This is a genomic window from Acidocella facilis ATCC 35904, assembly GCF_000687875.1.
GTDB classification, from domain to species: Bacteria; Pseudomonadota; Alphaproteobacteria; order Acetobacterales; family Acetobacteraceae; genus Acidocella; species Acidocella facilis.
Genome location: NZ_JHYG01000004.1, coordinates 1 through 21,626, shown reverse-complemented (window position 1 = coordinate 21,626; position 21,626 = coordinate 1). Strand labels below are relative to the sequence as shown.

The 21,626-nt window shown below is 60.9% G+C and carries 18 protein-coding genes and 1 riboswitch; of the genes, 16 read left to right on the top strand and 2 right to left on the bottom strand.

Features of this window, described 5'->3' with window-relative positions; genetic code table 11:
• Positions 1-72: 72 nt before the first annotated feature.
• Positions 73-1,299 carry a transcription antitermination factor NusB gene (locus T331_RS0106235; RefSeq protein ID WP_026439418.1) on the top strand — a complete coding sequence of 409 codons (1,227 nt, stop codon included), beginning with the start codon at positions 73-75 and terminating at the stop codon, positions 1,297-1,299.
• Here the strand turns inward: T331_RS0106235 and T331_RS0106230 are convergent.
• Positions 1,274-2,491, bottom strand: a complete 1,218-nt coding sequence (locus T331_RS0106230; protein ID WP_211248685.1) for a glycosyltransferase family 87 protein — start codon at positions 2,489-2,491, stop codon at positions 1,274-1,276. The genes T331_RS0106235 and T331_RS0106230 overlap by 26 nt on opposite strands.
• A gap of 83 nt (positions 2,492-2,574) precedes the next feature.
• Here T331_RS0106230 and rpe point away from each other — a divergent pair, with 83 nt between their 5' ends.
• The 5 genes from rpe to T331_RS0106205 are packed head-to-tail and all read left to right on the top strand — an operon-like array spanning position 2,575 to position 7,592.
• Positions 2,575-3,282: a ribulose-phosphate 3-epimerase gene (gene rpe, locus T331_RS0106225; protein ID WP_008493604.1), complete on the top strand. Its 708-nt coding sequence runs from the start codon at positions 2,575-2,577 to the stop codon at positions 3,280-3,282.
• Positions 3,279-4,886 (top strand): heparinase II/III family protein, encoded by a 1,608-nt coding sequence (locus T331_RS0106220; RefSeq protein ID WP_051622205.1) that lies wholly within the window; start codon positions 3,279-3,281, stop codon positions 4,884-4,886. Before rpe ends, T331_RS0106220 begins: the two co-directional genes overlap by 4 nt.
• A 4-nt stretch (positions 4,887-4,890) precedes the next feature.
• On the top strand, positions 4,891-5,904 hold the full coding sequence (gene galE, locus T331_RS0106215; RefSeq protein WP_026439415.1) for a UDP-glucose 4-epimerase GalE: 1,014 nt from the start codon (positions 4,891-4,893) through the stop codon (positions 5,902-5,904).
• 54 nt (positions 5,905-5,958) lie between these two features.
• On the top strand, positions 5,959-7,095 hold the full coding sequence (locus T331_RS0106210; RefSeq protein ID WP_026439414.1) for a glycosyltransferase family 4 protein: 1,137 nt from the start codon (positions 5,959-5,961) through the stop codon (positions 7,093-7,095).
• The gene (locus T331_RS0106205; protein WP_051622204.1) at positions 7,092-7,592 is read left to right on the top strand and encodes a CreA family protein; all 501 of its coding nucleotides are present in this window, start codon (positions 7,092-7,094) and stop codon (positions 7,590-7,592) included. The genes T331_RS0106210 and T331_RS0106205 overlap by 4 nt, the downstream gene beginning before the upstream one ends.
• A gap of 3 nt (positions 7,593-7,595) precedes the next feature.
• Here the strand turns inward: T331_RS0106205 and T331_RS0106200 are convergent, their stop codons facing one another.
• On the bottom strand, positions 7,596-7,976 hold the full coding sequence (locus T331_RS0106200; RefSeq protein WP_035179433.1) for a hypothetical protein: 381 nt from the start codon (positions 7,974-7,976) through the stop codon (positions 7,596-7,598).
• A gap of 184 nt (positions 7,977-8,160) precedes the next feature.
• Positions 8,161-8,238: riboswitch (ZMP/ZTP riboswitch) on the top strand.
• A 24-nt stretch (positions 8,239-8,262) separates the two neighbouring features.
• On the opposite strand from T331_RS0106200, the gene purH reads away from it, so the two are divergent.
• The 10 genes from purH to T331_RS19810 all read left to right on the top strand — a co-directional run bounded on the left by purH (position 8,263) and on the right by T331_RS19810 (position 21,109).
• Positions 8,263-9,819 carry a bifunctional phosphoribosylaminoimidazolecarboxamide formyltransferase/IMP cyclohydrolase gene (gene purH / locus T331_RS0106195; RefSeq protein ID WP_026439411.1) on the top strand — a complete coding sequence of 519 codons (1,557 nt, stop codon included), beginning with the start codon at positions 8,263-8,265 and terminating at the stop codon, positions 9,817-9,819.
• 23 nt (positions 9,820-9,842) lie between these two features.
• A complete protein-coding gene (locus T331_RS19090; protein WP_162173882.1) occupies positions 9,843-10,265 on the top strand; it encodes a hypothetical protein in 423 nt (140 codons plus the stop codon).
• Positions 10,266-10,562: 297 nt separating this feature from the next.
• Complete coding sequence (gene rplM / locus T331_RS0106185) at positions 10,563-11,027, top strand: 50S ribosomal protein L13 (protein WP_008493613.1); 465 nt, start codon at positions 10,563-10,565, stop codon at positions 11,025-11,027.
• A 5-nt stretch (positions 11,028-11,032) separates the two neighbouring features.
• Entirely contained in the window at positions 11,033-11,524 is a 492-nt protein-coding gene (gene rpsI, locus T331_RS0106180) for a 30S ribosomal protein S9 (RefSeq protein ID WP_008493614.1), read from the top strand.
• A 155-nt stretch (positions 11,525-11,679) separates the two neighbouring features.
• Positions 11,680-12,966, top strand: a complete 1,287-nt coding sequence (locus tag T331_RS0106175) for a tyrosine-type recombinase/integrase (RefSeq protein ID WP_026439410.1) — start codon at positions 11,680-11,682, stop codon at positions 12,964-12,966.
• Between the two features lie 263 nt (positions 12,967-13,229).
• Complete coding sequence (locus tag T331_RS0106170; protein WP_026439409.1) at positions 13,230-15,623, top strand: type I restriction-modification system subunit M; 2,394 nt, start codon at positions 13,230-13,232, stop codon at positions 15,621-15,623.
• Entirely contained in the window at positions 15,620-16,771 is a 1,152-nt protein-coding gene (locus T331_RS19420; RefSeq protein WP_155992629.1) for a restriction endonuclease subunit S, read from the top strand. Before T331_RS0106170 ends, T331_RS19420 begins: the two co-directional genes overlap by 4 nt.
• Positions 16,768-19,821, top strand: a complete 3,054-nt coding sequence (locus T331_RS0106160) for a type I restriction endonuclease subunit R (protein WP_026439408.1) — start codon at positions 16,768-16,770, stop codon at positions 19,819-19,821. The genes T331_RS19420 and T331_RS0106160 overlap by 4 nt, the downstream gene beginning before the upstream one ends.
• Positions 19,818-20,534, top strand: coding sequence for a M48 family metallopeptidase (locus T331_RS0106155; RefSeq protein WP_026439407.1), 717 nt, complete (start codon positions 19,818-19,820; stop codon positions 20,532-20,534). The genes T331_RS0106160 and T331_RS0106155 overlap by 4 nt, the downstream gene beginning before the upstream one ends.
• A gap of 305 nt (positions 20,535-20,839) precedes the next feature.
• The gene (locus T331_RS19810) at positions 20,840-21,109 is read left to right on the top strand and encodes a hypothetical protein (RefSeq protein ID WP_155992628.1); all 270 of its coding nucleotides are present in this window, start codon (positions 20,840-20,842) and stop codon (positions 21,107-21,109) included.
• The last annotated feature ends 517 nt before the right edge of the window (positions 21,110-21,626 follow it).

Here is a 21,626-nt window from a genome sequence, read left to right as displayed (position 1 = left end):
CCTTTTCGCCCTGAGCGATGGCCAGAGCCCCCGCCATTATGCTAGGCCCCGCCCCTGAACCCAAGGACGCTTATGACAGACCCGACCCGCAATGCTGGCTTCACTCTGCTTCACGCCGTACTGGCGAAGGGCCGGCCGCTCGATGCAGCGCTTGATTCGCTGCCGCGCATCGAGCCACGCGACAAGGCCGCCGCGCACCGGCTGGCGGCCTGCGTGCTGCGCCATGTCGGCACGCTGGATGCGGTGCTGGAGCCCTATCTGCGCCGCGACCCGCCGCCGGAGCTGCGCATCATCCTGCGCATGGGCGCGGCCGCCTTCCTGTTTCTGGACACACCCGCCCATGCCGCCGTCGCCACCTCGGTCGAGCTGGCGCGCTCACGCAAGCTCACCCCCTTCGCTGGGCTGGTGAATGCGGTGCTGCGCAAGGTGGTGGCCACCGGCCCGGCGGCGCTGGAGGAGCTGGACATGCCGAGGCTCGACACCCCCGCCTGGGCCTGGGCCAGCTGGGGCAAGGAGGCGCGGGCGATTGCCGAGGCGCATGCGCATGAGGCGGCTTTGGACGTCTCCGCCCTGCCCGGCTTCGTGCCCGAGGGCGGCTTGGCCTTGCCCAGCGGCTCCTACCGCTTTCCCGCCGGGACGCCGGTGATGGACATCCCGGGCTTCGCCGAGGGCAAAATCTGGGTGCAGGACGCCGCCGCCGCGCTGCCGGCCAAGCTGCTGGCCGCCCAGAAGGGCGAGCGCGTGCTGGATCTCTGCGCCGCCCCCGGCGGCAAAACCGCCCAACTCTGCGCCGCCGGCGCCGCGGTAACGGCGGTGGAGCGCGACAAATCCCGCATGGCGACGCTGCGCGGCAATCTGGAGCGGCTGCATCTTGCCGCCGAAACCGTGCTGGCCGATGCCACCAGCTGGCAGCCGCCTTCCCCCTTCTCCGCCATCCTGCTGGATGCCCCCTGCAGCGCCACCGGCACCGCCCGGCGCCATCCGGAGCTGCTGCATATCCGCAAGGCCCGCGACATCGACACCGTCACCGCCCTGCAGGACAAGCTGCTGGACGCGGCGGCCGCGATGCTCGCCCCTGGCGGACGGCTGATCTACGCCGTCTGCTCCTTGCAGCCGCAGGAAGGTGCCGCGCGGGTGGACGCCGCCTGCGAACGGCTCGGGCTCAAGCGCGACCCGCTCAGCCTGCCCGAACTGCCCGAGGCGGTGACCGCGCAAGGCGATATCCGCACCCATCCCGGCCTCTGGCCGGCGCAAGGCGGCATGGACGGGTTCTTTATTGCCAGGCTGGTTCGTGCCTGACCTTCCAGGCCAGCGCAGCCCCGGCCGCAGCGACCAGCGGAAAGAGGAGGAGGTGCGTCAGCATCACCGCGACGACGTCTGTGTAGCCGGCCATCAGCCACAACAGGCAGGCCGCGAAACGCTGCCAACCTTTACAAACCACAACCAGCGCCCCCATGGCGACCGAGAACGCCACGAGGTCGTACATGAAGCCATGGGGAACAATCCACACATTCAGGCAAACCGTAATAATAACCCTCGGCATTAACTTTAACCGACCTGGCGCCCAGCAATGCCAGATCAGACAGATCGCCAAAATAGCGGCCAAGCCTTGCACCACCAAGGCACTTCGATCAGCCAGCCCAAAGCTTCGCACCATGTCGTAAACCGTGATCGCGGCACCTGGAAAAACTTGCTTAATAGGGCGCGAAGCCCATAGCCATTCGTCATGCTGTGCGATGCCGAAAAACCACACCCAGCCGTGCAGCCCCCACAAGTATGTCGCCGCAACCGCCAGGAAAAACGCCACTGCCACAGCCCAGCCGATCATTCGCCAAGCCCGCAGCCGCAGCGCCGCAACCGCCACACCTACGCCTAAATGAGGCTTGAGGCTCAACAGCCCGGCGCAGAAACCGGCAAGACGATTGCCGTGTCCTGCGAGCAGCAAAGCCGCAAGCAGCCAGGCGCCGGTCAGCGTGCCATTCTGGCCGTTGGTGAAGTCATGCAAAGCGGCCGGGCTGGCCAGACCAAGACTGATGATCTGCCAACTCAGCCCTGCCCTGCGCAACAGCAATGCGGCGACACAAACGCTGAAGAGCCGCCACACCCAAAACGCCTCCCCTAATGGCAACAAGGCAAATGGGGCAACGAGGAAACCCATTGTTGGCGGGTAGGGCCAAGCCTGGTCGATCGGCGACTGCGGGGAGAGGATATCGTTCTGGCAAACCTGCCGAAATGACTGCGAAAAATGAAAATGAAAACTTTGCGCCAGCTGCGAAATCAGGCCATTCCCGGCACACCAAAACAAACCAAAATCTTTCTGAGGCAGCTGATGCTCACCTCGCAAAACTTCCGTCTGGCCGTGCATTTGATATAAAAGCACCAGATGCGCTGCCAGAAATGCCAGATAAAGGCCAACGACCAGTGCTGCCGCTAGGACAAAGGAAAACCTGACCTGGGCCGTCGCCCCTGCCGCTGAAGACGAAGCTTGCATATCTTGCGCCTGCCACAGGGGCATCTTGGATATCAACCCCCCCGCTTGTGAATCCTCCACCCTGCCGGTTACAACAAAGCATCATGACCGCCTCCCCGACTCGACCGCTCATCGCCCCGTCCCTGCTCGCCGCCGATTTTGCCCGGCTGAAGGAGGAGGTGATCGCCGTCGAACAGGCCGGCGCGGACTGGCTGCATCTGGATGTGATGGACGGGCATTTCGTTCCCAACATCACCTTCGGCCCGCTGGTGGTCAAAGCGCTGCGACCGCACACCAAAATGCCGCTCGACGTGCATCTGATGATCGCCCCGGCGGACCCGTATATCACCGCCTTCGCCGAGGCCGGGGCGGATCATATCTCCGTGCATCCGGAATCCGGCCCGCATCTGCACCGCACGCTTCAGCATATCCGCGGCCTGGGCAAGAAATCCGGGGTGGTGCTGAACCCGGCCACGCCGATCGACGCGGTGGCGCATGTGCTTGATCTCACCGACATCATCATGGTGATGACGGTCAATCCCGGCTTTGGCGGGCAGGCCTTCATCGCCTCGCAGCTGCCGAAAATCGCAGCGCTACGACGCATGATCGACGAGAGCGGGCATGATATCGTGCTGCAGATCGATGGCGGCATCACGCCCAAGACCACGCCCGGCGTGCTCGCCGCCGGCGCCACCTGCCTGATCGCCGGCACCGCTGTTTACGGCGCCCCTGATTACGCCCAGGCGATCACCGAGATCCGCACCGCCCTGCCCGCTTTGCCGGCGCAGACCAGCATCAGCCAGGGCGGATGAGCGAAGGCCCCGCCAAGCCGGTTGGCCTCGGCCGCCAGGCCCGCACCTGGTTGACCAGGCTGCAAAATCTGCGCCCCGCCGGCGGGCCGGATGCGCCGGCGCTCTCGCTGCGCGACCCCTGGCCGGGGGATCCCGCGCGCGGCGCCCGGCTGGTCAAGGCGGAGCTGGAATTTGGCGGCGCGGTGCTGCCCCTCCATCACGATATTTTCAGCCATGCCCCCGGCTGCACAAGGCTGCTGCGCGCGCATCTGCACGGCTTCACCTGGCTGCGGGATCTGCGCGCCCTGGGCACCGATGCCGCCCGCTCCCGCGCCCGCGCGCTGGCCATGGATTACATGGACACGCCCAAGCCCGAGCCGATTTCCTATGCGCCGGATGTGGTGGGTGCGCGGCTGGCGGCCTGGCTCGGCCATTATGATTTCTTCGCCGCCTCGGCCGATGACGCCTTCCGCCAGGCGCTGATGCACCGGCTGGTGCAGGATGCCCGCACCCTCTCCGCCGCTCTGCCGGCCGAGTTTCTGGATGGCCGCGCCCTGACCGCGCTGAAAGGGCTGGCCGCCGCCTCCATCGCCATGCCCGAGCATGTGCAATATCTGCCCCGGGTGCAGAAAATCCTGCTGCCGGAGCTGGCGCGGCAATTCTACGCCGATGGCGGCCATATCGAACGCAGCCCGGCGGCGCATCTGCTGGCCTTGCAGGACCTCACCGAGATCCGCGCCTTGATGCAGGCAGGCTCCAAAACCCCGCCGACCGAGCTGGTCACCGCCATCGAGCACGCCGCCGCCGCGCTGCGCGCCCTGCGCCATGGCGATGGCGGGCTGCCTTTGTTCAACGGCTCCCAGGAGGAGCTGGCGACTTTGGTGGATCTGGTGCTGGCCCAGGCCGGGCGGGCGCGCGGCACGCTGGCGCATCTGAAAGCCTGCGGGCTGTTTCGCCTCGCCGCCGGCAAGGCGGTTTTGTTCATGGATGCCGGCGTGCCCACCGCGCCGGGGCTGGACCGTTTCGCCCATGCCGGCACGCTGGGCTTTGAATATTCCTTCGGCAAGGACCGGCTGATCGTCAATTGCGGCGCCGCCCCGGCTTTGGCCAGCGACTGGGCCGGGGTGCTGCGCGGCACCGCCGCCCATTCCACCTTGATTATCGCCGACACCTCCTCCGCCGAGATCAAGGAGACCGGGCTCGGCCGGCGGCCCTTGAATGTGAATGTGCAGCGCCAGGAGGCCGGCGGCATCGGCTGGATCGAGGCCAACCACGATGGCTGGAGCAAGCCCTTCGGCGCCATCCATCATCGCCGCCTCGGCCTCTCCGAAAATGGCGAGGAATTGCAGGGCGAGGATCTGATCGAGGCGGAAACCCCGCAGCCTTTCGCCATACGCTTCCATCTCCACCCCAACGTCACCGCCAGCCTGGTGCAGGATGACGAGACGGTGCTGCTGCGCACCCCCTCGGGGCGCGGCTTCCGGCTGAAGGCCGAGGGGGCGGCGCCGAGGATCGAGGAGAGCGTGTATTTCGGCCAGGCCGAGCCGCGTCGCGCCGAGCAGATCGTGCTGCCGGGCCATCAGGATGGCCCGCAGCATATCAAATGGACCATTACCAAGGCCTGATCCCATGCGCATTCTGTTGACCGGCGGCGCCGGCTATATCGGCTCCCACACCGCCGCCGTGCTGGCCCAGCGCGGCCACGAGATCGTCATTCTGGATAATTTCGCCAATGCCGAGCGCGACGTGCCGGCCCGGCTCGCCCGCCTCACCGGCCAAGAGATGACGGTGATCGAGGCCGATATCCGCGACACCGCGGCGGTGAGCGCAGCGCTGAAGGCGCATCCGGTCGAGGCGGTGATCCATTTCGCCGCGCTGAAGGCGGTGGGCGAGAGCGAGGCCGACCCGCTGCTTTATTACGACATGAACATCATCGGCACGATCCGGCTGATGCAGGCGATGCAGGCGACCGGGGTGGCGCGGCTGGTATTCTCCTCCTCCGCCACGGTCTATGGCCAGCCGGACAGCTCGCCGATTCTGGAGGACGCGCCGACGCGGGTGGAGAACATCTATGGCCGCACCAAGCTGGTGATGGAGGATCTGATCCGCGATCTGGCCCGCACCGGCAAGCTCAAGGGGGCTGCCAATCTGCGCTATTTCAACCCGGTCGGCGCGCATCCCTCCGCGGTGATCGGTGAGACGCCGCGCGGCGTGCCGAATAATCTGATGCCTTACGTGACCCAGGTGGCCACCGGCGAGCGCGCTCAGCTTAACGTGTTCGGCAATGACTATCCCACCCGCGATGGCACCGGCGAGCGCGATTATATCCATGTGATGGATCTGGCGCTGGCGCATGCGCTGGCGGTGGAACATATCACCGCCCATGATGTCTCCGTCACCGTCAATCTCGGCACCGGCAACGGCACCACGGTACTGGAGCTGGTAAAGGCGTTCGAGGCAGCGACGGGCCGGGAGATCCCGGTGAACATCGCGCCGCGCCGCGCGGGCGATGTCGCCAGCTATTACGCCAACCCGGCGCTGGCCGAGAAGCTTTTTGGCTGGAAGGCAGAGCGGGGGGTGGAGGATATGTGCCGCGATAGCTGGCGCTGGCAGGCGGCGCAGGCCGGGATCAACGATATTTAGGCAACATCCGATCAAATGGTATCGTTTGATCGCATGTTGCTCTAGATCCGCTGCATGCCCGACCAACGCCCCACCCTCGTCTTTCTGCTGATGGAAGACTGGTTCTTCGCCTCGCATTTCTGGGCACGTGGCCTGGCCGCCAAGGCGGCGGGCTGGCGGGTGGTGCTGATCACCCGTGAAAACCAGTCCCGCGCCGAAATCGAGGCCTCGGGCATCGAATTCATCGCCGCCGATCTCGACCGCAAGCGCCTCAACCCGTTCAAGGAGCTGGCCTTTTCGCTCTGGCTGGCGCGGCAATATCAGCGGCTGAAGCCGGATGTGGTGCATCATATCGCGCTGAAGCCGATCATTTTCGGCGGCATCGCCGCCCGGCTGGCGCGCGTACCCGCCGTGGTCAACGCGCCGATCGGGCTGGGTTTCGTGTTCTCCTCGCAAAAGCTGCTGGCGAAGCTGCTGAAGCCCCTGGTCTCGCTCGGGCTGCGCGCCACCATGAGCCCGCAACACGGCATCGCCATCTTCGAAAACCCGGACGATCTGAACGCGATGGTCGAGGGCCGCATGGTAGCCCGCGAGCGCACCGCGCTGATCCGGGGGGCCGGCGTGGATATGACGCGGTTTGCCCCGATGACGGAAGCCGAGGGCCGGCCGCGCATTCTGCTGGCGGCGCGGCTGATCCGCGAGAAGGGCATTCCGGATTTCGTCGAGGCGGCGCGGCTGCTGAAAGGCCAGGCGGAATTCTGGCTGGCCGGCGCGCCGGACCTCTCCAACCCCAACCCGATCACCGAGGCCGAGCTGCGCGGCTGGGAGGCGCAAGGGCTGATCAAATGGCTCGGGCCGGTGAAGGACATGGCCGGGCTGCTGCGCGAGATTCATATTTTCACCCTGCCCTCGACCTATCGCGAAGGCCTGCCGAAGGCGCTGCTGGAGGCGATGTCCGCGGCGCGGCCCGCGGTGGCGACCGACATTCCCGGCTGCCGCGAGGCGGTGGTTGATCACGAGACCGGCTTTCTGGTGCCGCCGCATAATCCCCAGGCCCTGGCCGCCGCCCTGGCCCGGCTGATCGCCAGCCCCAGCCTGCGCGCCCGGCTGGGGGCAAATGGGCGGGCGCGCGTCGCCGCGCATTTTTCTGACGAAATCGTCTGCCAGAAGACGCTGGCGATCTATGACGGGTTGAAGGAGATACGGCGTTGAGGGGATTTCTCTATCGCGCGCTGGCCGTGCTGCTGGCGATTCTGGTGCTGATCGGGCTGTTTTTCTGGCTGGTGATGCCCCATGGCGGCGCGCGGCATCAGATCGGCGCGGTGAGCACGAATTTCCGCTGGTTCGGCCCCAATGACAAGGTGGTAGTGGAGCGCTTCGACGATCCGAAGATCCCCAATATTTCCTGCTATGCGGCCTCAGCGCAGACCGGCGGCATTGCCGGCGGGGTGGGGCTGGCGAGCGATCCGAGCGAGTTTTCCCTCAATTGCATCGCCCATGGGCCGGTGAATTTGCCGGCGGACCTGCCGCGGCAAGAGCAGATCGGCGCGATCTCGGCCTCGCTGATCTTCAAGCATTTCATCCTGACGCGCATCCTCGACGATAAGAAAGATGCGGTGATCTATGTGCTGACCAGCACCAAGGTGTTGAAAGGCTCGCCGGCCAACGCCGTCTCCGCCGTGGCGGTGCAGGCGCAGCCGGGGGCGTAAACCCTACTGGCCGGGGGAAAGCTCGGCCAGATCGGTGTTGACCTTCTTCAGATCGCTCTGGGTCAGCCTGCCGCCGGAGAGGCTGGCGAGCTGGGAGAGGCTCATCGAGGAAAACAGCTCATAGCGCGGATCGCTGATCAGCCCCGGCATGTCGCGGTTCAGCACCGCCTTGCCGCGCGCATCCGCCGCGATCTTGTCGATCGGCGTCTGCACCGAAAATTGCGGCGCCGCCGGCTTGGCGGCCGCTCTCGGTGTCACCGGGGTGGGGACCTGCACCGATGCGTCGGTGACATGCGGCCCGGGTGCGGCCATCGCGCAGGCGCTGATCGCCGCGACCCCCGCCACCCCGGCGAAAACAAAACCCTGCCAACTTTGCCTGACCATGCTCAAAACCTCCTGAACCACAGCCTGACCGGGGCGCCGCCCCGGCCTGTTTACTTCATACAGCAAAACTTGATTACACTGCGACAAATTTGCCACAGGCGAGGGGCTTTAAATTTAGGACATGCCTGCGTTACCCCCAGCGCTTGCCTGCTTGCATCCGGTTTTGCCGCATGCGAAACCGCGCCGGCCCGCACGTGACTGGCGCTCAGATGGCTACCATCGGGGAGCGTGGGGGAGTTCGCCGCGCGCCTGGGCATTGCATCGTCGCCAATAACGGAGCCGCCTCGTGTCAGACATCGTCCCTATCCGCACCGCTTTGATTTCCGTCTCGGACAAGACCGGATTGGTCGAATTCGCCCAGAGCCTGGCGGCGACGGGGACCAAGATCCTCTCCACCGGCGGCTCGGCCAAGATGCTGCGCGAGGCCGGCGTGCCGGTCACCGAGGTTTCCGAACATACCGGCTTTCCCGAAATCCTGGATGGCCGGGTGAAGACGCTGGTGCCGCAGGTGCATGGCGGCATTCTCGGCCGCCGGCACGACCCCGCCCATATCGAGCAGATGGCCGCCCACGACATCGCGCCGATCGACCTGGTCGCGGTCAATCTCTACCCGTTCGAGGCGACGGTGGCGCGGGGAGCGGTGTTCGAGGATTGCATCGAGAATATCGATATTGGCGGCCCGGCGATGATCCGCTCCGCCGCCAAGAACCATGAGAGTGTCGCGGTGCTGACCGAGCCCGCGCATTACGCCAAGGTTCTGGAAGAGATCGCGGCGCATGGCGGCACCACTTTGGAGACCCGCCGCAAACTGGCCGCCGGCGCCTATGCCCGCACCGCCGCCTATGATGCCGCCATTTCCGGCTGGTTCGCGGGGCAGCTGGGCGAGGAATATCCCGAGCGCTTCTCTTTCTCCGGCGAGAAGAAGCAGGCTTTGCGCTATGGCGAGAATCCGCACCAGTCGGCGGCATTCTATACCTCCTCCCCGTCGCGCTTCGGGGTTGCCACCGCCACCCAGCACCAGGGCAAGGAACTGTCCTACAACAACTTCAACGACACCGACGCCGCCTTCGAGTGCGTGGCGGAGTTCGACGCCCCCTCCATCGTCATCGTCAAGCACGCCAACCCGTGCGGGGTGGCGAGCGCGCAGAGCATGTCCGCCGCCTGGGATCTGGCCCTGGCCTGCGACCCGGTTTCGGCCTTTGGCGGCATCGTCGCGCTGAACCGCACGCTGGATGAGGAAACCGCCGCGAAGATCGCCACCATCTTCACCGAGGTGATCATCGCCCCGGAGGTGACGGAGGGCGCCAAGGCGCTGCTGGCGGCGAAGAAGAATCTGCGCCTGCTGAGCACGGGCGGCGTGCCGAGCCCGATCGAGACCGGGGTCACCTTCAAGTCGCTGGCCGGCGGCTTCCTGCTGCAGAGCCGCGACGCCGGGCGGGTGGAGGCGGCGGACCTGAAGGTGGTCACCAAGCGCGCCCCCACCGCGGCGGAGCTGGAGGACATGCTGTTCGCCTTCCGCGTCGGCAAGCATGTGAAGTCCAACGCCATCGTCTATGCCAAGAACAAGGCCACCATCGGCGTCGGCGCCGGGCAGATGAACCGGGTGGATAGTGCCCGCATCGCTGCCTGGCGCGGCAAGGAGGCGAAGCTGGATTTCACCGGCTGCGCCGTGGCCTCCGACGCCTTCTTCCCCTTTGCCGACGGCCTGGAAGCGGCGATTGCCGCCGGGGCGAGCTGCGTGATCCAGCCGGGCGGCTCGATCCGCGATGCCGAGGTGATCGAGGCGGCTGACAAAGCCGGGATCGCCATGGTGTTCACAAATATGCGGCATTTCCGGCACTAATTCGTTATGATGAGGCTATGCTGATGACCCTGCCCTTCACTCTGCCGGACTGGATGCCGGGCTGGCTGTTCCTGGCCCTCGCCGTGCCGGCTTTGCTCTGGTTCCTGGCCTTCCTGATGGTGCCCTTCAATGTCTTCGGCCTGAAAGCCCGGCTGGAGACGATCGAGGGGGAGCTGGAGGATATGCGCGAGGAGCTGCGGGTGATGCAGATGCGCGCCAGCGGTGTCATCCAGACCCCGGTGCGCGCCATGGACAGCTATGACGAAACCCCGAATTTCGCCCAGCTGAAACGCGCCCGCCAGGCCCCCGTGGAGGAGCCCCCGGCCCCGGCCCGCGCGCCGATTCCCAATAGCCGTGGCTTCGCGGACCGGGATTTCTCCGCCACCCGCGAACCCCGCCCCGCCGCCCCGCAGCGGCCAAGGCGCAGCGAGCCGAGGCTGGATTAGAGCAATATGTGTTTAGATTGACGCGACAGCGTCAACCTAAACACATGAAACTGCTTGCCAAAACAAAACTTAGAGCACCAAGCTAAAGGCTTGATGCTCTAAGCAAAAGCCGCCTGAGAGGGCGGCTTTTTTGCAGCTCTTTGAAAAAGCCGCCACGAAAAATGTCTGCAAACTTAGCCCCCGGTGATGGCTGGATGATCGCCTGAAAACCATGTGGTATGAAAATACCACATGCCAATCTATTGACCTTTTCCCTGGGCTTGCTCATAAGCCCGCCACTATTCTTTGGGTGAGCATATGAAAACGACGATTTCCATCAAGCCCGCGGATGTCAAGAAGGACTGGATCCTGATTGACGCCGAAGGTCTGATCCTCGGCCGCCTCGCGGCCATTGTGGCCACGCGCCTGCGCGGCAAGCACAAAGCCACCTTCACCCCGCATGTCGATTGCGGCGATAACATCGTCATCGTCAACGCGGAGAAGGTGAAACTGACCGGCAAAAAGCTGGAAGACAGCATCTTCTACTACCACACCGGCTATGCTGGCGGCATCAAGGAGCGTTCCATCAAGGACCGTCTGGCCGGCAAGCATCCTGAGTCCGTGGTCGAGAAGGCGGTTGAGCGCATGATCACCCGTGGCCCGCTGCAGCGCCAGCAGATGAAGAACCTGTATGTCTATGCTGGTCCCGAGCACCCGCATGGCGCCCAGCAGCCGAAGGCGCTCGATGTCGGCGCGCTGAACTCCAAGAACAAGAGGGCTTGATTCCAATGTCCGAAACCAATGCTTTCGCCGGTCTGAAGGACCTCCAGGCCACCGCCGGCGCCGCCACCCCGGACGCCGCCCCCCAGAAGCGTGAACCGAAGAAGGACGCGCAAGGCCGCTCCTACGCCACCGGCCGCCGCAAGAACGCCATCGCGCGCGTCTGGGTGAAGCCCGGCAAGGGCGATATCATCGTGAACGGCAAGACCGCCCCGGTCTATTTCGCCCGCCCGGTGCTGCGCATGCTGATCACCCAGCCCTTCCTGGTGGCTGACCGCTACAACCAGTTCGACGTGTATTGCACCGTCACCGGTGGCGGCCTCTCCGGCCAGGCTGGCGCCGTGCGCCACGGCATCTCCCGCGCGCTGACCTTGTTCGAGCCGGATCTGCGCCCGATCCTGAAGGCCGCCGGCTTCCTGACCCGCGACAGCCGCATGGTCGAGCGTAAGAAGTACGGCAAGCCGAAGGCCCGCCGCTCCTTCCAGTTCTCCAAGCGCTAAGTCTTAGGCTTCAATTTATTCAATTAAAACAGGGGTTTGGCGAAAGCCAGGTCCCTGTTTTTACATTCACAGACGCTTTACAGACCCTTGTTTCCAACGCTGTTTCCAGTTAGAGTTTTGCACAGAACTTTCACAGAAATTGTGGAGTTTGGATCATGGTCGAGAGCTTCTACCAGCAAGCCCACCGCCTCCGGGACGGGGCCGTCATGGTGTACCGGCGCGGCGACACCAACCAGCAGGTCTATCAGGCCCGCCTGAAAATCCCCGGTGTCACCGGCTACATCATCCGGTCCCTCAAGACCCGCGACCTTCCCACCGCCCTCAACCTGGCTGAGGACCTGTTCTACGAACTCCGGGCCGAACAGAAGCTCGGCGTGGATGTGAGGATCGCCGGGAACCTCAAATTCAAGGACCTATGGAAGCGCTTCTACAGCGCTCACGAAACCGGCCTGTCGGTTCATCGCCAGCGGCTGCATAAGTTCATGTCCGAGAAATATTTTATCCCTTTCTTCGGGGATGCCCGCGTGAACGACATGCCGGATGCCTTCGTCGAGCAATATTGGGATTGGCGCATCAACTACCACAATCCTGAGAAATGGGAGGATGACGAGGACATTCCGGCCAATGCCGCCCGCGTGCCCGCGCAAAAGACTCTCGACATGGAAGCCGGGATGCTCCGGCAGATATTCCGCTGGGGTAAGCGCATCGGCTTTGTCAAACGCGAACCCTGGATCAAGGCCACCAAGGTCAAGCACACCAAAGGGGTGGAGCGCAGACCGTCCTTCGATGAAGCTGAGTGGAAACAGGTCTATACCTACCTGCGTGAGTGGGTGAAGGAGGGGCTGGTTTTAACCCCGGAAGAACGGGGCGGTCGGCTGCACCGCTCCGGCCCGAATGCGATGCACCGCTACCAACGCGAGCTTCTGCGGAACTACCTTCTCTTCATGGCCAATTCCGGCCTTCGGCCCAACGAAGCCCGGCAGCTCTGCTGGCAGGACCTGCGGATAGAAAAGGACACAGAGAACAAACCCGCTCTTGTTGTGGAGGTCGCGCCCACAACCAAGACCGGCGCGCGCACCGTGGTGTGCCGTGAAGGCACGCAAGCCTATCTGGACCGGCTCAAACAACTCTCGCGGCACGTCGAGCTTGGCGATCTGGTATTCTGCGGCTATGACGGCAAGCCGGTGGAAAACTTCAACAAGACGTTCGCCAGCATTCTATCGCGCTTGAAGCTGCTCGACGACCGCTGGGGCAAGCGGCGGACGGTTTACAGCTTGCGGCATTTTTATTGCACGCAATGCCTGCTGTCCGGCATCCCAGTCCACATCCTCGCCAAGAACATGGGGACTTCGATCTCGTACATCGAGAAGCATTACAGCCACGTGCTGACGGTGATGCAGGCGAAGGAGCTACAGACAAAGAAATTCAAGGCGAAAGCTTAGGAGTGCCGTTCGCATTGCCGCCGATGGGCGCGGGCGTCAGATGACGCCTTTGGCCAGCCGCCATGGAGATGGCGGCTTTTAAGCGCCGCCCGAAGGGGCGGCGCGGATTGGGCGTGGAGCCACTTTGCTCTCATCTGATAGGTCAGTCAGCAGGCAACGCGTCACCAGGCCAGACACATGCCCCAGCCTGTCAGAACATCGCGGAATTGCCCCGACGCCAATCAGGCGGTTATTCATAAGCAACACCAGATCAGCAGGGACCAATGGCGCTAAAGAAATCAGAACTTTATTCCTCCATCTGGCAATCCTGCGATGAACTGCGCGGCGGCATGGACGCGTCCCAATACAAGGACTACGTCCTGGTCCTCCTCTTCATCAAATACATCTCGGACAAATACGCGGGCGTACCCTACGCCGCCATTACCGTGCCGCCAGGGGCAAGCTTCGCGGATATGGTCAAGCTCAAGGGCAAGGCGGACATCGGGGACCAGATCAACAAGAAGATCATCGCCCCCCTGGCGCGTGAAAACCGCCTCGCGGACATGCCGGATTTCAATGAGGACAGCAAACTTGGCTCCGGCAAGGAGAAAGTGGAGCGCCTCACCAACCTCATTGCTATTTTTGAGAATTCGGCCCTCGACTTCTCCAAGAACCGCGCCGATGGCGATGACATTCTGGGCGATGCCTATGAATACCTCATGCGCCACTTCGCCACCCAGAGCGGCAAGAGCAAGGGCCAGTTTTATACCCCGGCGGAGGTCAGCCGGATCATGGCGCAGGTTATCGGCATTCATGCGGCCAAAACCACCAGCGGCACCACGGTGTATGACCCCACCTGCGGCTCAGGCTCCCTTCTGCTGAAGGTGGCGGATGCCGCCACCAGCAAGGTCACGCTCTACGGGCAAGACAAAGACTCCGCCACCTCCGGCCTCGCTCGCATGAATATGATCCTCCACAACGCGCCGGAGGCGCTAATCGAACAGGGCAACACCCTGGCCGACCCCAAATTCAAGGATGGCGACGCGCTCAAAACCTTCGATTTCGTGGTCGCCAACCCGCCCTTCTCGGATAAACGCTGGGGCAATGGGCTGGACGCGCAAGCCGACCCGTTTGACCGCTTTGCCGCCTTCGGCATCCCCCCGGCCAAGCAGGGGGATTATGCCTATCTGCTCCATATCGTCCGCTCGCTGAAGCGGAGCGGCAAGGGTGCTTGCATTCTCCCGCATGGGGTATTGTTCCGGGGCAATGCGGAGGCGGAGATACGCAAGAACCTCATCCGCAAGGGCTATATCGCGGGCATCATCGGCCTGCCGCCCAATTTGTTCTACGGCACCGGCATCCCCGCCTGCATCATCGTGATCGACAAGCAGGACGCGCCATCCCGCAAGGGCATTTTCATGATCGATGCCAGTGCGGGCTTCATGAAGGATGGCCCAAAAAACCGCCTGCGGGATATGGACATCCACAAGATTGTGGACACCTTCATAAAGCGCCAGGACGTGCCGAAATACGCCCGCATGGTCGGGTTTGATAAAATCGAGAAGAACGATTTCAACCTCAACCTGCCCCGTTATATCGACAGCCAGACGCCGGAGGATGCGCAGGACATCGCGGGCCATTTGCAAGGCGGCATTCCGGTGGCGGATGTGGATGCGCTGCAAGCCTATTGGGCCATCTGCCCTAAATTGCGCAAAACCCTGTTTACCCCCAACCGCGCGGGCTATGTGGACCTTGCGGTGGAAAAATCCGCCATCAAGGCCAAAATCCACGCACACCCGGAATTTGCCGCCTTCATCTCCGGCATGAACGCGCATTTCGCCGCGTGGCGGGAAAAACGCCTGCCCTGGCTGAAGACGCTGAAACCAGGCTGCCACCCGAAACAGGTGATTGCCGAGTTGGCCGAGGATTTGCTGGCCCATTACCAGGGCCAACCGCTCATCAACCCTTACGATGTTTATCAGCACCTCATGGATTATTGGGGGGAGGTGATGCAGGACGATGTTTATGCCATCGCCGCCGATGGGTGGAAGGCGGAGACGTACCGCATCATCGAGAAAACCAAGAAGGGCGAGAAGGATAAAGGCTGGGCCTGCGACCTTATCCCCAAACCGCTGATTGTGGCGCGGTATTTTGCAACGGCGCAGAAAGCCATCGATGATCTGGCAGCAGGGATGGAAACCATAGAGGCCAATGTTGCGGAGCTTGAGGAAGAACATGGTGGAGAAGAAGGCTTCTTCTCTGACCTGGATAAGCTGGACAAAGCAAATGTCGCGGCGCGGCTCAAAGAGATAAAAGCCGATAAATCCGCCAAGGATGAAGCAAAGGCGTTGAATGAGTGGCTGAAGCTGACCAGTGAAAAGGCAGAGTTGAAGAAGGTACTGAAGGAAAACGAAGCCGCGCTGGATGCGAAAGCCTATGCGAAATATCCCAAGCTATCGGAAGCCGAAACAAAAACCCTGGTGGTGGAGGATAAATGGCTGGCGGCATTGGATGAAGCCATTCATGGCGAGATGGAACGCATCAGCCAAGCCTTGACCCAGCGTGTGAAGGAGTTGGCGGAGCGGTATGAGACGCCATTACCGGAACTGGCGGCGAGTGTCGCGGCGCTAGAGAAGAAGGTGAACCGGCATCTGGTCAAGATGGGGTTCTCGTGGTGAGGGCGGAATATCGCAAAACCGACGCTGGTGTTATTCCAAAAGATTGGCAAGTCCTTAAGATTAACGATGTCTGCAAGCTCATCAATGGACGTGGTTTTAAGCCACACGAATGGGAGGCTTCTGGCCTTCCGATAATTCGCATTCAGAACCTAAATGGTAGTGAGGACTTCAATTTCTATACAGGCGCCTACGACAAAAAGATCGAAATTGAACCCGGCCAGCTTCTATTTGCGTGGTCTGGCAGTCGCGGCACATCCTTTGGACCTCATATTTGGAACGGTCCTCTCGGACTATTAAACTATCATACCTGGAAAGTCGTCGTCCAAGAGGAAAGGATTTCACAATCCTATTTTAGACATGCCCTTAAACGGCTAACGACATTCATAGAAGAGCGTGCGCATGGCGCTTCCGCGCTTGTTCACGTTCAAAAATGGGAAATGGAAGGGTTCAAATTTCCTGCACCTCCTACGGTTTTAGAGCAAGAAGCCATCGCCGGGGCGTTGAGTGATGCGGATGCGCTCATTGAATCCCTGGAGCAACTCCTCACCAAAAAACGCCAGATCAAACGAGGCGCGATGCAGGAATTACTCACCGGCAAACGCCGCCTTCCGGGGTTTAAGGGGAAGTGGATCACTACAGACCTTGCTAGGGTGTGCTCTATGAAGAGCGGCCAAAGCATAACAAATGCTGACATAAATTGGTATTCGGAATTCCCATGTTATGGGGGTAATGGGCTGCGCGGCTACACACAGACATTCACTCATAATGGGCAATTTTCCTTAATAGGACGCCAGGGGGCATTGTGTGGAAATGTCTCGTTTGTTGAAGGTAGGCTGTTCGCATCAGAGCACGCTATTGTGGTAACAGCGCTGCCTCACGTAGCAATAAAATGGCTTACGCTTGTGCTTTGGAAAATGAATTTGAACAAATATTCTGAGTCGTCGGCTCAGCCTGGCCTTTCTGTTTCTAAACTGCTTAGTCTAGAAATTAACTGCCCACCAGGGAGGGACGAACAAACAGCTATTGCTTCCGTTCTATCCGACATGGATGCCGAAATCGCTGCCCTCGAAGAAAAACTCACCAAGGCCAAAGCTCTTAAACAAGGCATGATGCAGGAACTGCTCACCGGAAGGATCAGGTTGGTATGAGCATCATCGGTCAGCCGGAACGCGCCACGCAAAACCGCGTCATCACCCTGTTCCGTGAGGAGCTGGGCTACCGCTATCTGGGTGACTGGACTGACCGCGCAGATAACAAGAATATCGAGGAAAAACTCCTCACCCAGCATTTGGCAAAGAGCGGCTATAGCGCCGGGCAAATCGGCCGCGCCCTCCACGCCTTCACTACCGAGGCGAACAACCCCACGCGCGGCCTGTATGCCAACAACCAGGCCGCCTATAGAATGCTGCGCTACGGCGTGCCGGTAAAGCTGGAAGCCGGTGCGGTGACGGAGACGGTGCATCTCATCAACTGGCGCAAGCCGGAGCAGAATGATTTCGCCATCGCCGAGGAGGTGACGCTGAAAGGCGGGCTGGAGCGCAGGCCGGACATCGTGCTCTACATCAACGGAATCGCCATCGCGGTGCTGGAATTGAAAAACAGCCGCGTTTCCATCGGCGACGGTATCCGCCAGAACCTCTCAAACCAGAAGCCGGAATTCAACGGCTGGTTCTTCAGCACCATCCAGTTTGTGTTTGCAGGAAATGATTCCGAAGGGCTGCAATACGGCACCATCAGCACGGGCGAAAAATATTTTTTGAAGTGGAAGGAAGACGAGCAGGATAATTCCCGCTTCAAGCTGGATAAATACTTGCTGAAGCTCTGCAACAAGGCGCGGATGCTGGAACTCATCCATGATTTCGTGCTGTTCGATGGCGGGGTAAAAAAACTGCCCCGCGTGCATCAATATTTCGGCATCAAGGCGGCGCAGGCGCGGGTAAAACAGCGCCAAGGCGGCATCATCTGGCATACCCAGGGCAGCGGCAAATCCATCGTCATGGTACTACTAGCCAAGTGGATTCTGGAAAACAACCCCGCCGCGCGCGTGGCGATCATCACCGACCGCGATGAGCTGGACAAGCAGATCGAGCGCGTCTTCCACGATGCCGGGGAAAGCATAAAGCGCAGCGGCAGCGGGCGGGAGTTGATGAGCCAGCTTGCCAAGCCCGCGCCCCGGCTGCTGTGCTCGCTGGTGCATAAATTCCGCGCGAAGGATGAAGGGGATTTCGAGGCTTACCTGAAAGAGCTGCAAGCCCAGCCTAGCCCCGTGGTAGGGGAGGTCTTCGTGTTCGTGGATGAGTGCCACCGCACCCAAAGCGGCAAGCTGCACAGAGTGATGAAGGCGCTTATGCCCAATGCCGTTTTCATAGGCTTCACCGGCACACCGCTTTTGAAGAAGGATAAAACAACCAGCCTGGAAGTGTTCGGCAGCTATATCCATTGCTACAAATTCAGTGAGGCGGTGGAAGATGAGGTGGTGCTGGACCTCGTTTATGAAGCGCGAGACATCGACCAACGGCTAGGGTCGGAAGACAGGATCGATGCGTGGTTCGAGGCCAAGACAAAAGGCCTGAACGAGTGGCAGCGCGATGAGCTGAAGAAACACTGGGGCACGATGCAGAACGTGCTCAGCTCCCGCTCGCGCATGGACCGCGTGGTGGCGGACATCATCTTCGACTTCAACGTGAAGCCGAGGCTTTCCAGCGCGAAAGGCAACGCCATTCTGGTGGCATCAAGCATCTTCGAGGCGTGCAAGTATTTTGCGCTATTCCAGAAGACGATGTTCAAAGGCCAATGCGCGGTCGTAACCTCCTATAATCCCCAAGCCAAAGACATTACAAAGGAAGAAACGGGCGCGAATACAGAGACGGATAAGCAATTCATCTACAATACCTACACCGAGTTGCTGAAGCACGTTGCCGCCAAGCCCGGCATGAACAAGACGGAGACCTATGAGGAGCAGGTGAAAGCCCTGTTCATCAAGGAGCCCGCCAACATGAAGCTGCTGATCGTGGTGGATAAGCTCCTCACCGGCTTCGATGCGCCGCCTTGCACGTATCTCTATATCGACAAATCCATGCAGGACCATGGCTTGTTCCAAGCTATCTGCCGCACCAACCGGCTGGATGGCGCGGATAAGGACTTTGGCTACATCGTCGACTATAAGGACTTGTTCAAGAAAGTCGGGAAGGCGCTGGCGGTGTATAGCTCGGAGCTAGACCATAGCGCCCCAGGTGCCTCGCCTGAGGTGCTGCTTCAGGACAGGCTGGCCATGGGCCGGGAGCGGCTGGATGCCGCGCTGGAAGCCCTGGCGCTGATCTGCGAGCCGGTAGAACCACCAAAGGGGGAGCTGGAGCATATCCATTATTTCTGCGGCAATACCGAGATCGCCACGGACCTTCAGGAACGTGAGCCACAGCGCGCGGCGCTATATAAAGCAGCCGCCGGGCTAGTCCGCGCCTATGCCAATATTGCCGATGAGCTGGATGGTGCCCGGTATGATGAGGCCGGGGCCAAGAGCGTGAAGGATCAGATCGAGCATTATCTGAAAATCCGGGAGATCATCCGCCGCGCGAGTAACGAAACGCTAGACCTTAAAGCCTATGAAGCGGATATGAGGCATTTGATCGATACTTATATCGAGGCAGATGAACCCAGGAAAATTTCTCCGTTCGAGAATATGGGGCTGCTGGACCTGATCGTGAAAACAGGTATCGCGGATGCCATCGCCGCGCAGCTTGGTGGGCTGAAGGGGAATAAGGCAGCGATAGCGGAGACGATCGAGAACAACGTGCGGAGTAAGATCGTCAAGGAGCAGCTAAACGACCCGGCGTATTACGAGAAAATGTCGGCGTTGTTGGATAAGATTATCGCCGCCAGGAAGGCCAAGGCCATCGAGTACGAAGAGTACCTACGCCAGATTGCCCAGTTGGCGACGCGCGTTGAAGCCGGGCAAGCAGATGACACGCCGGAGGCGTTGAACACGCCGGGGCGGCGGGCCTTGTGGAACAATTTGGGGCATGATGTGGATTTGGCTATCAAGATCGATGCCGCTGTGAAGCAGGTTAAGCCGGATGGGTGGCTTGGCGTGCAGACCCGTGAAAATATCATCAAGCAGGCCCTATATAACATCTTGAAGGATGTGAACGAGGTCGAGCGCGTGTTCCAGATCATCAAGGCTCAGACTGAATACCGATGAATACTCATCTCACGCTCGGGGATATTGATGTCGAGGTGGTGCTGAAGGACATCAAGAACATCCACCTCAGTGTTAATCCACCGACGGGGAAAGTGCGTATTTCCGCGCCAAACCGTACCAGCATGGATGCAATACGGCTGTTTGCGATTTCAAAGCTGGGGTGGATCAAGCAGCAACAGCAGAAATTAGAGGCGCAGACCCGCGAGGCGCCCAGGGAGTACGTCGAGCGGGAGAGCCATTACCTGTGGGGCAAACGCTATCTTCTGTCGGTACAGGAGGCTAATCGCGCGCCATCCGTCGAAGTACGGCACCGCAAGATATTGTTGAGTGTCCGCCCCGGCACCGGCGCCACCCGGCGGCAAGAGGTTTTGGATGAATGGTATCGGAGGCAGGTCCGGGCTGCGGTGGTGCCGCTGCTGGAGAAGTGGCCCACGATCATGGGTGTGCGGGTTGAAAAACTATTCATCCAGAAAATGAAGACAAAATGGGGGAGCTGCACCCCAGAGCGGCAATACGTCCGATTGAATACTGACCTGGCCAAAAAGCCTGTCGAGTGTCTGGAGTATGTACTGGTTCACGAAATGACACACATACTGGAGCGCCATCATAATCAGAGATTTGTGGAGATCATGAATGGTTTTTTTCCAAATTGGCGCCTGCTTCGTCAAAAATTGAACGAAAGCCCATTGTCTCATGTTGAATGGGAATATTGAACTTGGCACCGGTGGAGGATCGACCGAGTTATTCACAGAATTAAGTTTTTGGCGTTCGGCTTGTGACTTAGAATTATCATATGCCAAAGCCTGCCACGTTCACCCTAGTTGAAATATCAGCTTTAGCTGATCGGCTGAGGGAGATTTGGCGGCCAGGGAGCCAGATTACGCCCTGGCTGCGTGACAATGCCGCGCGGCTCACGAAATTGAACCGTGAAGAGCGGTTCAGTTGGGCAGCGATAGCCGCGGCCTTAAACGAGGTTGGGATTGTATACCGCACGGGCAACCCATGGACAGCGAGCAACTTGGCCAAAGCCGTCAGCGAGGTCCGCCCCGGCGGGCGCGGCAATCCAACGCCTGAGCAGCGCGCCGAGCTAGCGGCCTGGAAAGCCGGGCAAGATGCCGCCAAAGCCAAAGAGGACGCCGCCTTTGCGGCTGAATGGGGTGCCATGCCCCGCGAAGAACAAAACAACCTGCTTGATTTATGGCGGCAGACCAATGAGTTGTCCGGAACCGCTGCCGCCCGGTATCTATCGAGAACTGGCTACCGCAAGGCACTTCCTGGCAGCAGATGAACCACCTCCAGTGTGCCAACTGCCAACTATCATTCGGTGGATTATTCCGGGAATTATTCAGTGTTATAGTCAGAGTATCACTCCGGGATAGTTTCCGTTGTCACATCCGTGGATAATTCCCAGCTTTATCAGTGGTAATATGTTATGTGGTTTCTACAGACCAAGGAATGCTAGCGCATACTGCGTTATCGTAACGACTGCGGATTCCGAGGCAAGCCGGCCGGGGATTCCGATTTGATGTCGGCCACCATTCCGAGATGAAGCCGGCCAGGATTCCGATTTAAATCCGGCCACCTGGCGGGGCTATTTCCGGCGTTTTCGGGTGGGTCAGCAACTCGGGCATTTGCGCCTCGTGAACACTCACGGGGAGAGACGGATGCCGGCGAAGAGAGAGCTGACGATGAGGCAGATACGATACACATTACGGCTGGCCAGCGAGGGCATCAGCGCGCGGGCGATCGGGCGGATGCTGGGTGTGGCGCGGAGCACGATCCAGGACAATCTGAAGCGCGCCCAG